Here is a 14,860-nt window from a genome sequence, read left to right as displayed (position 1 = left end):
AGGAACGACCAACGGCACGGACTCGCGCTCGTGCTGGCCGCGCTGGTCGGGGAGCCGCGTGGGATCGTCGCTCCCACGGGCAGCCGGGCGCCGGCAGGCGCCCGGCGACAGCCAGTCGTCGACGCCAGTCGCGGCGTCAGCGCGGTCGTGGAGGTCAGCTGCCCACGTCCGGAGTTCGCGAGCGTACCTGGCGAGCGCGACGGCCTTCCGGACGCCCTCATAGGCGTATGTGCTGGACTCGTCGGGAACGTCGACGGTAACGCGCTCGGTGTACTCACCACCGTCCCGTTCCGTCCACGAGGCGACCAGATCGAGATCGGCGTCCGAGCTCGTCTGCTCGAGGCGGACGAGGACGACGCCGCCCCGAGCTTCGCCATCCTGCTTGGCGGAGGGAAACAGCGTCCCGACATGCATCAGGCGGTCGGTCGCGGCGTCCGCGGACGGCGACCCGTGAACGGCCTCGATCTCGTAGCCGTCTGCGTCGAGGTCGAGGTTCAGGTCGTACACCAGCGGGGTAACCATATAGTCGAACTCCTCGCCCAGCCGACGCTCGAACTCTGCGGCCGAGTGGATGAAGTAGTGGTTCGCCCCACGGATGCCCGACAGAGTGTCCGCTAGCTCCGCGTTCGCGTCCAGCCCCATCCCGACGAACGTCGTGTGGACGCCCTCGGCGGCCGCGTCCGCGAACAGCTGCGTGAGTTCGCTGTCCCCCGTCGTCCCCGTGTTCGGCATCATGTCGGTCAGAAAGACGACACGGCGCTCGACGTCAGGACTGGGCGTCCCGCCGACCAACATGTCGACAGCCGCCTCGAACCCGTCCGCGAGGTTCGTACTGCCGCCAGCAGCGATCTCGCGGATGTGGCGACGGATCGCAGGCATATCCGTCGTTCCGACATCACGGAGGGGTTTCGCGACGTGGGCGCGGTGGTTGTAGAGGACGACGCCCAGGCGGTCCTCGGCGCGGAGCTGCTCGGTAAGCGCGCACAGCGACTGGGTCGCCGCGTCGAGCTTCGTCGCCGCGTCGTCCTCGGCCTCGTGCCTGCGGCCGTGTTCGTCGTAGTAGTACGCGTCGAAGGCGCTGTCCATCGACCCGGAGACGTCGAGGACGGCGACGAGATCCAGCCGCGGTCGTTCGAACTCGTCGACCGAGAGCGTCGAATCCAGCCCCACCGATAGGTAGCGCTCGGTCTCCCCACTGATCGGGTGGTCGCTCACGGCAGCCGCGTAGCGCGGCGCGAACAGGGCGTCCGATTCGGTCCGCGTGCCCGTCTCGAAGTGATAGTCGTAGAACAGCCCCTCGTCGCTGATCGCCTCCGGCTGTGGCGTATACCCGTTCGCGACGTTTTCCCGAAAGTTGGCCACGTCTTTCGCCCCGCCAGCGGCGAGTCCGACCGTCTCCGGGCTCGCCATGTCCGCACTTGCTGGCGCCGGTGATGCGCTCTCCATCACCTGATTTTCGAGCATCTGATCGGCCTCGGCGGTCTCCCGAAGTTCGTACGCGTCGACGTGGCGCCCACAGGACGCACAGACGTAGTCGGGTGGGGTGACCGACCTGTCGTCGTCCATCGGCGTCCAGTCGTCGACGAGCGAGCGGTCCTCCCGAACGCGACGGACGGTCGCTCTGGTATCGATGATTCCGAACGATTCGTCGAGGGAGAGCTGTGACGCAGCCTGCGTGACGGCTGCTCCAGCTGCATCGACGACCTGTCCCGGTCGAAGCCGTCCTCCGCAATCAGGACACTCAGCCCTGATGTCGTCTGCTGAGGTGACAGGGGCAGCGCCCAGCAGCCCCGAGATACGGTGAGTTGCCCCGGTTTTCAGGCCCAGGAGCGCCTCGCTGTCAGGCGTGGCGACTACCGTGAACTGCTTCCCCGATTGATCGACGACCAGCAAGCGGTGGACGTGTTCTCCGTCGCAGTCGATGGCTCGCTGCGTGATGAACTCGACCGCGATGTCGTGACGTTTCCCATCCTCGATGTCGGCGTACGTTGTATCCATAGTATCTGTGTGGCCTGTCGTTCCCCGGACGGCCAGCGGGTGATTGATACCGGTGTGTTCGCTTTCCCCGGAAACGAGGGGGGTTACCGCCATTACGATGTGTCTTATCTTCCCCCTTTACGTACTAGTGTGCGACATAGTGATATAAATCCGTCGCCGAAAAGCAACACAGAGGAGAAATTAAGAATCAAAAGTGCATCGTATTGTTCTTTGAATCTGGTTCGGGGAGACGTTACGGTCTGAAGGACGGATTATTGGTAGGAATCACCGCTGTACTGTCGAGTATTAAGCCGGAACAATCATTGCGGAGGGCCTCATCGGTAAGTCAACACCTATGCCTATCGACGCTGGTGATGCTCTCGTCCGGGCGCTTCACAATCATAATCCGTGGTGGGAGCACGGGACGGAGGCATTCTCACTCCCGGCACGGCAAAAGAGCGATTTCTATCATCTCGCCCGTCCGGACGAGTCCGGCAGCCAGTTCGAGGATCAACCGCTTCTCGGCCTCGTTGGACGGCGGGGCGTCGGGAAAACCACGCTCCTCCACCAGTTCATTCACCATCGCATCGAGGCCGGTGATGATCCGGAACGATTCCTCTATCTTCCCTTCGACGCCGACCCGCTCTACCAACTCCAATCGGACGAACAGCTGCGACGCGCAGTTCGGTACTACGAGAGCAGGGTGCTCGGCCGCATCGAGGCAGACCACCCACACTTCATCCTAATCGACGATGTCCATCAGATCGAGCATCCGAACAAGCCGACCATCGACGGGTGGGGCGTCCCCGTCGCAGAATTGCTCGAGGACGTCCCGGGACGACACGTCGTCGTGACCGCCAGCGCCGGCATTCAACTCGAACGGGAACTCGAAAGCGTCGCGATGCCGGCCGAAGACTACGATGTCCAGCCCATTCTCCCCGAGAAGTTCCGGGACTACCTCTTCACGCTGTATCCGGATCTTGAGGAAGAAGACACTCGCGTGAGTCCCACCTCACTCCGGACCGGGGAGAACAGCCTGCCAGCGGCTCTCCAGAGTGGCGAGATCGAGTCACTCGTCGCAGAGCTTCGGCAGAAGTACGAGAAGGTTGCAGACGTCGAACGACGCATCCAGTCACAGGTCGTCGACTACCTCGCGATGGGCGGGACCATCAGCTACGACCTTGACGGCGCCGCCGAGTCGGCAGCGGACCTGACGGTGGATGACTACGCGCAGCTGCGCGAGGACGTTCGCGATGCCCTCTACCAGGAGGTTCCCGGCTTCGAATCGATTCAGACGATCGCAGATCTCGAACGCCTCTGTGCGCTCGCCGCCCGGAACCGGGGGGCCGAACCGTTCCGGTATCAGGACCTCGTCGAACTGTTCGACGTCGACCGGCGGACGATCGCCGATAGCTACCTTCCCGCCCTCGCAGAGCTATACCTGTTGACCGGCGTTACCGAATACGACAATAGCCGCCCCCGGTCGGTGCGACTCTACCTCCGTGACACAGGGCTGGTGACCGCGCTCGCCGACGGCGACGCCTCGACCGTCCGCAACGATTTTGACCGCGAGGCCGACCTGGCCCGCGTCGCGGCGTTCGACCACACGATGCGGTTCGCCTACGGGATCAACGCCATCCAGGGCAATGACGAGACGCCAGCCGTCCAGTATTGGCGCGGGCGAGAGGGTGAGGTCGACTTCGTCTTCGAGGTGGACGGAACCCCCGTCCCGATCGGACTAGCGTATCGGTCGCGCGAGCGTGAGAAGTCACTCGAGGCCGTTCGAGAGTTCGAAGAAGCATACGACGTGCCACTTGGATTCATCCTCGCTGGCGACACGGTTCGAGGTAGCGAACCAATTGAGGATGTCGGGGCAGGAATCGTCCAACTGCCGTACTGGCTGTACTTGCTTCTGTGCTAGATCACGACGTGAGATTGGAACGCGAGAGTGGCTGATCTCCGCCGCTAGTGCAACCTCTGGTTATTCGATGCAGGCGAGAGACAGCGGGCCGGGGAGGATACAAGAACAGTCATTGAATAAATGGAGAATAGAGGAGGAAGACGGCACGACGAGTCGGTTTCGAGCACGACCTTCTCAACGAACCCCAGTCCGAAATTCGTCAGCACGTATAACGTGCACCCACACCCGCCGTTCTATCGAACTCACCACTGTCCCTGCCGTCGGTTCTAACGACGACTACGTCTCCGCGCTCGAAAAGGGTGCCTGACAATATTGATGAGAGCAGTGGACGAGACAGCCTCGAATCTCGGGTAAAAAGATGATCGGCGATGTGTTCTGCCAGTCAGAGAACTACTCGGGTTCGCTCTCGACGGCAGTGTTCGATCCTGAGTCAGCGTCCCTGACAATCTTCTGAATTTCGTCGAAGGCGAGTGGGGAGAGGTCTCGCCGGGTACCAGTCTCCGTATAGAGAATACTGGCACTGACCTCGTGGTGAGGGTAGTGTTCGTCGGCGACGTGGTAGTAGACGCTGAGTTGCTTGCGGTATTCCGGTTCACCGTGCCGACCGCGATCAGTTTTGTAGTCGATGATCTCGACGCAGTCTGGCGTCAGATGGATGAGATCGACGATACCTGAGATGGTCACCCGCTCGCCGTTGACCGTGAGCGGCAGATACGCGTCCTCCTCGACTAACAACTCGCCGTCGAGGTCATCGAGGAGCTGCTTCACGTGCTTTTCGTCGGTGTTCCGTGGTTCAACGTCCTCACTGAGTGCGTACGCCTCGGCGAAGTCGTGGACCTGCGTCCCAAATTCAGTCCCTCTGCCGCCCTCAACGTCCTCGAAGACGTCGTCGCGCATAAGCGTATGTGGCGTATGGCCTCGTGGTCCCTCTGGAATCGGCATCTCGACCTGGAACGCAGTCTGTTCTGACTCCTCTTGCGTGGTCTCCACGGCATCGAAAGTGGCTTGTTCCACCTCAACCGGGAATTCGTCGATGAAGGTGTTCGGGTCCTCGCCAGCGGTGAAGACGACGTGGCTCTCGGCCCGCGTGATGGCGACATAGAGAAGTCGGCGTTCCTCGTCGTAATCGCGAGGCAAACACTTCTGGAGGACGTCGGTTTGCCAGTTGTCGTAGACGTGTGGCATCCCGTGCGCTTCCTCCGAGTACACCGTGCGTTGACACAAGCCGACCGGGTCGTCGTAGCGAATGACGCCACCACCACCGCCGCCTGGCGGGAATCGCCCGCTGTTCATGTTCGCGAGGATGACGATAGGGTACTCAAGCCCCTTCGTGGCGTGAATCGTCTGGACCGTCACTGAGTTCGTGCCGGCACCGGCGTGCACTTCGTGGGTACTCCCGGCCTCGATTGCACGTTCGATGAACCGGATGAGTTCGCCGCGCGTCTGTGTGGTCGCGTTGTAGACTGACTGGAGCGTGTGGAGGACCACGTCGGCGGTCGGTCCGTCGTAGTCGTAGCGAGCGAACACGCGCCGTGCGACGCCGCCGAGCGTCTCCATCGAACGCAGTTCCTCGCGGAACGACGCCATATTCTCGGGGGACGCCTCACGCTCGAGGATCGCGTCGATCTCGTCGAGGGTATAGCCCGATCGCTCGAGTACAACCGCCCAGCCGCGGTCGACGTCGTCTTCGAGGATGCGCAGCCAGGCGAGCAGGAGCTTCGCCTGGTCAGTTCGGAAGAGCTCGATACCACCCTCGTACGCCATCGGCAAACCGTACTCCTCGGCGGTCCCCAGCAACTCGCGCCCAAAGTCACGAGTTCGGGTTAGCACAGCGATGTCACCGTACTGCGGCGACTGGAGATCCCCGTCCTCGTCCTCGACACGGTAGTCCTCGTTGTCGACGATCTCCTGGATCTTCGCCAGCACCGCCTCCTGCTCCTCGTCGCTCTGGACGGCCTCGATGGTCGTGTTCTCGTGGTCCGCATTCGACTCCAGCGAGACGATGCGGTCGTCGACGGCATCCGTGTCGACCTCGTCGCGGTTGGCTGCGGGGACGCGCAGGGCGTGTTCGGAGAAGTCCAGGAGCGCCTGGGTGGAGCGGTAGTTCTCGACGAGTTCGATGGTGGTGACGGGCCTCGTCGGGAACGAGATGCGTTCGTGGTCGCTGTTCAGCTGGTCGACGAACCGATCGAGGCGGTCTTCGAACTCGACGATGTTGTCGACGTCGGCGTACTGGAAGCTGTAGATGCTCTGCTTCCAGTCTCCGACGACGCAGACGTTGTTCGTCCCCGCGAGCAGGAGCGCGAGTTTGAACTGGATCTCGCTGGAGTCTTGGAACTCGTCGATCATCACGTACTCGAACGCGACGTCGTCGCGCAGCTCGTGGTTCTCGCAGAGCAGGACGAACGCGAACAGTTGGAGCATCCCGAAGTTCAGGTAGTTCCGGCGCAGCGCGAACCGCAGGTACTCGTGGTAGACGTCGTGGACGAACTGCTTCAGTTCCTCCCGGTCCTCCTCGAAGACGCGTCGCGCGAGGTCGTCGGGGACCTGCTTGCCGCTGCCGCGAATCTCCGACTTCTCGGGTGCATCAGGCAGGTAGGTCTTATTTCTACCGTACCGACCGAGCTTTGACCGGAGCAGCGACTGCTTGCTCCCGCCGTTCCGCGGTTCGTTCAGCTCGTCGAACTGCCGTTTGAACGCCGCGAAGTCGCCGTCGAGGTGCTGCTCGCCGTCCCGATACCAGCCCTCGGCGTCGGGGAACACGCCCTTCGCTGCGAGTTGATTGATGAGATCGAGCAGCTCGTCCGGGTCCGAGAGCGCGCGGAAGACGTCGTCGTACTCGGGGTGGTCGTCGCTGAACCGGTCGATGAACTCGCCGAACAGCGCTTGTTCGACGAGTTCGTCCTCGATGATGCGCGTCGATCCGGTGATGCGGTCGTCGATGCCGAAATAGGTTGGCGCGGCGTGACCGTGCTCTTCGAGGATGTCGTGGCACAGCGAGTGAAACGTCTGGATGGGGGCGTCCGCGAGTTCGCGCATCCCGTAGTGGCAGTGGCCGACGATGCGCTCTTTCATCTCGGCGGCCGCGTTGTTCGTGAACGTCACCAAGAGAACGTCCTCTGGGTCGACGCCATCCTGGGAGACGATGTTGGCGTAGCGGCGCGTCACCGTGAACGTCTTGCCAGTTCCAGCGCCGGCGTCGACGAGGTAGAGGCCGTCCGTGCTGTCGATGAGGTCCTGTTGCTGGTCGTTCGGTTCGAGGTCGGTCATCGGTCACCCTCCAAGAGTAGATCGCGGTTGTCCACGTAGCGGTAGTTCGGCTCGCCGCCGAGCCCCTCCACGGGGAAGCGCTCCTCCCCAGTACGCCGGCGATTCAACTCCTCGAGGCGCTCGTCGACGAACGCCTCGAACGCGTCGAGGTCGTCCTCGAAGAACGTCTGTCCACGGACGCGCGTTACCTGGCGCAGCGCCTGTTTACAGCCCGTCTCGACGTACTTGTAGTCGCCAACGCAGTCTTTCATCCGTGCAGTCAGCGTCTCGCCGAATGACGAGTCGATGAGTTCGTCACTATCCGTTGTTTCTGGGAGATTCGTCTCATCGAAGACCGCGGCGTAGTCCTCGTAGGCCACCTGAGAGAGCGTCTTCTGGCAGTTGTTCGCGCCGTCCTCGACCAACTCGTCGAAGAACGCCTCCGAGCGGGCGTACTCGTCGAACGGCATCGGGTAGTAGGAAACCGTCGTCAGCGTGTCGTCGAGGTCGACCTCGCCCGCGACGACGTCGTCGAGCGTCTCGAGGAAGTGGAAGAACGTGAACTTCAGTTTCTGGTCGGGATACTGCGAGCGCCAGTGCGTGAGGTACAGTAGTGCCTGGAAGTTCGGCGAATCGCCTGGCGGGTTGAGTGCCGAATTCTTGACGACCTGGGAGGCGCTCTTGCGACGGCCGCTCTTGTGGTCGACCAGCCGCGACGGCGAGTGAATCAGGTCGATTTTGCCTTTCAGACCCAGGTCGTCGTTCTCGAACCACCGTTCAGTGATGGGAGAGTCGACGGGCCTGTCGAAGCGTTCGGCGAAGACGTTTCGTCCCCAGTCGCTCGTGGTGGTGAGGAACTCGCCGTCGACCGGCGTCTTCTCCTCGAAGAACGCGACGGTGGTCTCCAGGCCAGCGCGGTACTTCGTCCGTCGAGTCGTTTCGTCGACCGATCGGACGAACGGCCGCGTCTCTTCGAGGATGTACTCCACGACGTCGTCGATGATGTCCTCGTCGACGAAGTCCGGGTGGTGAATGGAGAACTCGGCGAAGTCGTGGAAGAGGTTCCCCTCCTTGAAGTAGTCCTTGTCTGGACCGTCGACGAGCCTCCCGAAGAAGTGGTCGCGAGGCGAGTTCACGTACGTGCCGAGGCTCGACTGGCTGACCGTCGAGACTTCCTTGGTGGTGGCGTCGACCGGTTCCGTCTCGAAACCGCCCCCGGAACGATCGAACCGTCGCGTGTGCGTTTCCGAATCCAGGTCGCTGAATCGTTCGAACTCCTCGTCGAGCAGTTCCTCGAAGTACAGGCACGGCGTGACCGGGGAGCCGCCTTTTGCATCCTGAACGAGGTAGTATTGGGTCGCCCCGCTCTGAAGGAGGAGCTGGAACTGCTGGATGTTACGCGTGTACTGGGCGTCCTGGTCGACCCAGGGACGTCGTGGCGCCGAGTGCGTCCAATCCTCGTCGAGTCCCAGGTAGAAGACGACCGGGCGGTCGACGTAGGCGGCCGACTTCGCGTCCGCAAGCAACACACCCTCGTTCTCGCGGTCGACGGGGACCTCGTAGCTCTGGAGGTAGAACACGAGCTGGTCCACGGCGCGTTCGGTCGCGCGTGCGTGGGCGATGCCGAGCGTCTCCAGCTCATCACGGAACGCGTCGAGTCGACGGTCTGCCCTGTTCTCGAATCTGTCGAGTGCCTCGGCGAAGGTCCGGTCTTCGATGCGGTCGCAGAAGTCGACGATCCAGTCGAGTTCGCGGTCGTCGAGTTCGTACAGGCGTTTCTCGTCGTGTTCGACGTCCAGCGAGACGTCGAGTCGTGCGAGGAGCGGTCGGATCTCGCCGACGCGAGTGTCGGTCCCGCCGTGCGCAGCACGAAGCAACTGGACGAACGTGCGGTGATCAGGATGGTCGACGAATCCAGGGCCGCCGTAGAACGGGATGTCGTCAGCCTCGAACGCAGACTCGGTGAGTGCAGAGAATTCACTCCCCTGATCGAGCACGACGGCGACGTCGTCAGCGTTCTCCTCGGTGACGGCATCGACGACCGTGTCGACGATCGCCGTCGAGGAGTCGAAGATGTGGAACGGTGGGTGATTGAATTTCTGCTCCCCGAACGTGTCGTACGCATCGTAGTCGTCGGGGAGGATCGAGCGCTCCAGCTGGGTCAGTTGATCGTCGCCGACGACGGCGACGTCCTGACCGTCGTCGATGCGATACTCAGTGAGTCGCTGTGATGTCGTCTCGAGGCCAGCGATGCACTCGACGGTCTGGCGTGTGGCGTCATCGGCGTACTCGTCGTAATCGAGAATTGCCTCGAGACGACCGTTGTGCTCCCAGCATTGGAGGATGTTCCCGATGGCGTAGGCGCCACACTTCCAGTCTATGTCTGTCTGTTCGACGAGTTCGAGGAAGGCGATACGGTCCTCGGCCTCCTCCCGGCGACCCGCCGCGAGACGGCGTGGCGGAATCGCGAACGAGCCGAGATGTGGCCGGTCGATACGGCGGTTCAACGCGCTGGCCAGTGGCGCATCCGGCACCACGACGAGGTCGTATCCGGCGACCTCCTCGTAGAGATCGTCGATTGCTTTGGCCCGGGGAAATGACACGACGGGAAGAGACAGCCGTCGGCTAATAAAAGTTCACCGAGAGATAAACGACGGCTCAACGAAACCGTCCATACTGGTGTATTTCGACAGACTAGTATTCTGCTGCGCCGTTTATCCGGAGTGCTCAATCCCGAACTCTCAGCAGTAGCCACGAACGGGTGGACACCCCGACCCCGAAAATCGCCACGGGAGGCTGGCAGATCATCAGTGCGATGGGCCACATCCCCGAAACCAACGGGCGACCGTTCTACAACAAAGACGTACCTATCCAACCGCTGAAAGCGGGCAACCGTCCGACTCGGCGTCCAGTCTTCGACCGACAACGGTAGGCGATCAACAAGATGAGTAGCAGGACTCGACAGCACCGCCGATACTCCTGGCTAGTCCGGCGGCAATTGGACCATAGACCGCTATATTCGTCGCTTGTCACAGTTGTAGTTACGACAATCAACAGGCACGAGTGCTGCAGCAACTACTGCTGACTGTCGGCCTCGGTGATGCTCTCGACGAGTTGCTTTCCGACAGATCGTGAATTGCCATCAGGTAGTTCGAAACTGTACATACTCCCAAAGTCATCGTACCCGCTGACGGTCAGCGTTCGGTCGTCGTCATCAGTGAGAACGTGTGGGTCGGCGAACTCCACGATGTATTGGGTCATCGTGAATGAACCTACGCCCTGGACGGTCAATAGGTCGTCGGTCGCTGTACGTCGCAAAGCGAGCCGATAGCACCGAGCATTAGTCACCCCCACTCACAGAGGCTGCAAGGAGATTCCGAGTGTCGGCTATCCCTCCGAGGTCAGGCCCCGGGGCATCTGCCGCGGTCAGTGTGACCCCTCCAAGTCATCTCCAGGCACGTCTGCGTTCCCACTCGGAAGCAACTACTCCCATCGGTCGTCTGGAACAGCGGCCTGTATGCCGAACCAGTGCTCTACGGTTCCGGTATCGTCCGGAACAGGGACGAGGGAAACTCGGTTCGTGAACGGTGTCCCGTCCGCACGGTAGTTGGTGATTTCAACCGTTGTGTCGTTCCAGTTGCGGATTGCGGAACGAAGTCGCGCAACGGACTCAGGGTCAGTCTGCGGTCCCTGCAACTGTCGGAGGTTGGTATCTTGTAACTCCTCGAGCGAGTACCCAGCAAGCCGACGAGTCGCCCGGTTGGCGTACAACAGCGGGTTGTCACGGTACGCCGAGCCGGTGAGCACGATACCGATCGGGGCCGCCTCCAACACCCACACACGCCACAAGAGCCATTTGGCCGGTCCCGACACCGCGTTGAAACCTGGCGCACTGATCTCATCCGGCGCATCAAACCGGCGATCGGCACTGAATCCGTAGTCGTCGGCGAGGCGTCCGACCGTCGGACGGAACGACTCACGATCCGCAGTCAGCACGTCCTGCATCGCCGTACGCAACCCCGGTTGCGGTCGATACTCACCGTTGTCCACAGTGAAACCACGCAGTCGGATATTGATAACGCCACCGGAGCCTGCCCGATTCAGCCGTCCTACCGGCGTGGAGATCACCGAGATGCCGACAACCGGCGAGCGCGCCGGGTCGAAGTGCGATATCTGCGCGGGTGGCGACGTACACACCACGCCGGCCGTATGTGCTCGTTCGATGGAATGCGTGGTTTGTCCACTCACTAACTCTTTATTTTGCCGCCGTGTTGTGGGTGTACAGCGAATGGCAGAACGAGTGACACTCGACGAGTGGGACACGCTCAACGACGAACTGCGACGATTTGGTCACGCGGGTGACGTGACTGTCGGTGAGGATCGGACTCGCATCGATTTCGGCTCTGCATACGTCGAGGTATCACGAGATGGAGCACTGAGAACAGGAATGCCACTGCACGACTTCACTCACGACGATACCGCGGTGATTGTTCTGGATCACGACGCTGGCACGCTCACGGTCGACGCAGACAACGTGGATTACACGTTCAGACGACCCGGCGGGTGACCAGTCGGGTCGCACTCTCTCCAGTTCCCTGGGACTCTCGGTGGTTGTGGTGCCACGGCCACCGCTGAAGCCCAAATCGGCTATCTTGTCGATTCAGTACGCCCGCGCAGAACCGGCTCCACAGGTTTTCGTGCCGCTCGACAGATGATAGAATACTACACCCTGTTTGTGATCGTCTAACGGAGAGTAGCCCATCGTCGGTGGAACAGTCACAGGCAGGCGTCTACGTTCTGTATCAGCGACAGGATGGGAGTGACACTGTGACCGGCACTCGATTACTATGCCCGTTCGATCGCTGCTCTCTATACATTCTTGTAGTCGGACGAATCATCACGATTCCTGAAGGGTCACCTCACGGCGAGCGTTCGTTCGGCGGATATGCGATTTGCGCTCGCTTCGGTCGCTGGCGTGTCCGAGGATGTCGCTGAACGCTTATTTCGGTGGGTGAGCCCAGTTCGCATAGACGAAACGGCCGTGAAATCCTATCTGCGAATGAATACATATAAATTCTCTCAATTTAGGGTGATAATCTGATTACTGTACAAGATACGGCGCGTGTGTACCCTGAACCAATCCGAGAGAGGCGGACTGCGTCTTCGATACACCGGGTCCCGTGATTCGGACGAGAAGCACGGTCCGAGCGAGGGCGCCCATTTTCGGGACGACTGTATGCGAGCGGTCGCCGCCTCGAATGCGTCCGCAATCACGACGCCCTCTTCGGCCAATCGGCGGAGTTCGTCTCCGTTCTGTATGCGTCTCTGGCCTTTCGTCTCGATGGCGACCGTCACAGCGTCGCCCGGAACGTCCTCGACGAGATCGCCCACTATGTGTTCGGCCCTCCGACTCCCATTCCATTCCAGTTCCTCGTAGAGTTCCGTCGACGCTGTTACTCCGCTGGAGGCGTCACCGACGGCGGCGACGTGCAGATCCTCACTCGCGCGGAGGGGCTCCATAGCGGGGACGTCGGCGACGGCTTCCACGGCGGCTGCCGATATTCCTGGTAAAATAGACCGCCTATCGCCGTGGTCAAAACACCCTCGATATCGGAGACGGTCTCAGCAAATCGGTCGAAGTCCACGTTTCCGTACCACCTGCATTCCTTGTTACTATAGTAGCGTTTGCAACTGGGTACACGGCCGATCGCACGCAGCCGTACGATCGAGTGAGCGAAGACTTGCAAACGCTACTATAGGTACACACCTCGACCAGTCGCGAGAGTCGTGTGTTCGTGTGATTTCGCCGTCGTACATTTAGCGTCGTTTCAATTTGAGGACAGTTAACTCAGGATCACGAAGTAAATCGTGCGCACTGATACGTCGTCCCGCTCACCCTACCTGTTACACCGCTCGTGAGGTCAGTCGAACGGAAGGAGTCTATCGCTTACACCCCCTATAGTCAGCAATCGGTGCCTGACAGATCCTGAGTAGATGACGATGCGATTTGATACAGCGTCCATCTCTACTGAGCAACTGCTGTTTTTGCTGTGAGAAGTCGTCTGTGAGTTCTTCGGCGTCACGTGTTACACTTCGGCTCAGAGTCCGCCGTCTATCAGATAGTTACCACTAATCGGTGTCCCAATTCTGCAAGTGTTTGCACACTGCCACCGGACGTCGACAGGTATGACGATCCTCGGCGATGCTGATGATGCCCACACTGTCAGCACGGTCGAGGAACCGAACCTGCCAACCCACGAGGAACAGCCTGAGTTGGTGCTCGCTGCCGCGAGAGACACCCAATACGCAGGTCCCGCTGACACCGACTGATCGAGATGGCGCCACGGATGCGCAGCGTACCCCACCCGCTAGAGGCGGCTTGATGAGTACTGTTGTTTTCACCCCTTGTGAGTTGAACTGTTCTCTGCGAACAGTTCGAGACTGCACTGCTTGTAGGTATGCCGTGTGGAAACACTGAACAAGTTCAATCGGTTTCGTTACGTGTTGCAGCAACAAGCACGGTGTGCAGAGAGCCGCGGATAACAGGGTTAGTGCTAACTTAGTTATCCGATGGATAGCCGCGACGGATAAGCATCACTCCGGCAGCGACGATGAGTGTGAGTTCAACGAGCCCGACCGTGCTTGTTGCATAGGTGATCCAGTACCGGACTGGTGAGCCGCCAGGTGCAGGCCGCTGTGGGAGTAGCGGCCACGCGAAATTCCGCAGAAACTTCGGATATGCGACGACCAGGTCGCCTGCGATGTGTGTCGCTTGACCTAGCACGACGGGCGCAAGTACCCGCAGTTGTGGTACCATCGTAAAGAGTGCAGCGACAGCACAGACGACGGCAATCGAGTGGGCGATTGTATGTCCGGTGGCGAAGACACCTGCACGCCACAGCGGTTTATCGATAAGATCGGGAAGCAGTGCGCCAACCAGACACAGATGGGCCTGGCGACGATCGAGCCCAGCGCTTGTCGCCGCCAACAGCGCCGCAGCAAGGTGTCCAACTGGCGTCATCGGTACCGAATGGTCGCTTGCGGATAGCGAGTGCGTCAGGTCACGCAGAGCGCATCGATCGGCAGTCAGGCCCGGACTGTATCGGTTCTCAGTTTTGCGTGTTGTGGTTACTACTTATTCGCCGTACCGCGGCTTACTTCGTTTGATTGTCGTTCAAAATCAAGCAATTTAGAAGGATTGTTGTTCTCTCATACTACGGTTTGACCCTCTGTCGTCGTAGTTCACTCGTCCGACACTCCCCTCCGGTGCCAAGGAGATCAACGTGTTGTACAGTTCATCACTCGAGTCAAACGTCTCGGGCGGATCGTCGAGAAGATCGAGCATATTTCCAAGCGTCGTTTCAGAGCCATCTTGCAACTCTATCGTCACGCTGTCGCACCTGTCTTCGATGTTTTCGATGCTGGCTGGGTATTCGCATTCGCATAACTCAGTCAGTGCTTCGTCGATATCCGTCATATATTATCACCGGGTATCGAAGCGTATGAAGATGTCGTATAACAATGTTGATATTTGTTGCCACGTTGATTGCCGGCGTTCTGGTGGTTTCAATCTAACTCAACAGGGCGCGTCGTACGGCCTGCTACAAAACCTATAGCGGAAACAACGATGATCATAGAGCGGTTGTAGAGGCCATAGAGGACTGACAGATGGATGTGCGTGTGGACGACGAGCAATGTAATTTGCTCCCTAGG

11 protein-coding genes are annotated in these 14,860 nt (G+C 60.4%); 3 read left to right on the top strand and 8 right to left on the bottom strand.

Annotation, left to right across the window (positions count from 1 at the left end):
• Nucleotides 1-1,998, bottom strand: a 1,998-nt coding sequence (locus tag ABEI27_RS13665) for a VWA domain-containing protein (RefSeq protein ID WP_375799957.1), incomplete at its 3' end; no start/stop codon positions are given.
• Between the two features lie 334 nt (nucleotides 1,999-2,332).
• Here ABEI27_RS13665 and ABEI27_RS13660 point away from each other — a divergent pair.
• Nucleotides 2,333-3,898: an ATP-binding protein gene (locus tag ABEI27_RS13660; protein ID WP_375799956.1), complete on the top strand. Its 1,566-nt coding sequence runs from the start codon at nucleotides 2,333-2,335 to the stop codon at nucleotides 3,896-3,898.
• Between the two features lie 390 nt (nucleotides 3,899-4,288).
• Here ABEI27_RS13660 and ABEI27_RS13655 read toward each other — a convergent pair whose 3' ends face one another.
• From ABEI27_RS13655 to ABEI27_RS13640, 4 genes are all read right to left on the bottom strand, one after another.
• A complete protein-coding gene (locus ABEI27_RS13655) occupies nucleotides 4,289-7,168 on the bottom strand; it encodes a UvrD-helicase domain-containing protein (protein ID WP_375799955.1) in 2,880 nt (959 codons plus the stop codon).
• Complete coding sequence (locus ABEI27_RS13650; protein ID WP_375799954.1) at nucleotides 7,165-9,750, bottom strand: PD-(D/E)XK nuclease family protein; 2,586 nt, start codon at nucleotides 9,748-9,750, stop codon at nucleotides 7,165-7,167. Before ABEI27_RS13650 ends, ABEI27_RS13655 begins: the two co-directional genes overlap by 4 nt.
• Nucleotides 9,751-10,222: 472 nt before the next feature.
• Nucleotides 10,223-10,408, bottom strand: coding sequence for a hypothetical protein (locus tag ABEI27_RS13645; RefSeq protein WP_375799953.1), 186 nt, complete (start codon nucleotides 10,406-10,408; stop codon nucleotides 10,223-10,225).
• A gap of 222 nt (nucleotides 10,409-10,630) precedes the next feature.
• Nucleotides 10,631-11,197 carry a PAS domain-containing protein gene (locus tag ABEI27_RS13640; protein WP_375799952.1) on the bottom strand — a complete coding sequence of 189 codons (567 nt, stop codon included), beginning with the start codon at nucleotides 11,195-11,197 and terminating at the stop codon, nucleotides 10,631-10,633.
• Between the two features lie 238 nt (nucleotides 11,198-11,435).
• Between ABEI27_RS13640 and ABEI27_RS13635 the strand changes: the two genes are divergently transcribed.
• Nucleotides 11,436-11,714, top strand: a complete 279-nt coding sequence (locus ABEI27_RS13635) for a hypothetical protein (RefSeq protein ID WP_375799951.1) — start codon at nucleotides 11,436-11,438, stop codon at nucleotides 11,712-11,714.
• A gap of 512 nt (nucleotides 11,715-12,226) precedes the next feature.
• On the opposite strand, the gene ABEI27_RS13630 is transcribed toward ABEI27_RS13635, so the two are convergent.
• Complete coding sequence (locus ABEI27_RS13630; protein ID WP_375799950.1) at nucleotides 12,227-12,694, bottom strand: hypothetical protein; 468 nt, start codon at nucleotides 12,692-12,694, stop codon at nucleotides 12,227-12,229.
• Between the two features lie 639 nt (nucleotides 12,695-13,333).
• Between ABEI27_RS13630 and ABEI27_RS13625 the strand changes: the two genes are divergently transcribed.
• Nucleotides 13,334-13,477 carry a hypothetical protein gene (locus ABEI27_RS13625; RefSeq protein ID WP_375799949.1) on the top strand — a complete coding sequence of 48 codons (144 nt, stop codon included), beginning with the start codon at nucleotides 13,334-13,336 and terminating at the stop codon, nucleotides 13,475-13,477.
• 229 nt (nucleotides 13,478-13,706) lie between these two features.
• Here ABEI27_RS13625 and ABEI27_RS13620 read toward each other — a convergent pair whose 3' ends face one another.
• The gene (locus ABEI27_RS13620; RefSeq protein WP_375799948.1) at nucleotides 13,707-14,168 is read right to left on the bottom strand and encodes a metal-dependent hydrolase; all 462 of its coding nucleotides are present in this window, start codon (nucleotides 14,166-14,168) and stop codon (nucleotides 13,707-13,709) included.
• A gap of 168 nt (nucleotides 14,169-14,336) precedes the next feature.
• Entirely contained in the window at nucleotides 14,337-14,624 is a 288-nt protein-coding gene (locus ABEI27_RS13615; RefSeq protein ID WP_375799947.1) for a hypothetical protein, read from the bottom strand.
• Nucleotides 14,625-14,860 lie beyond the last annotated feature (236 nt).

The organism is Halobellus sp. (genome assembly GCF_042218505.1).
GTDB lineage: Archaea > Halobacteriota > Halobacteria > Halobacteriales > Haloferacaceae > Haloquadratum.
The sequence above is the reverse complement of the archived record's forward strand: the minus strand, read 5'-3'. Positions and strand labels throughout refer to the sequence as shown.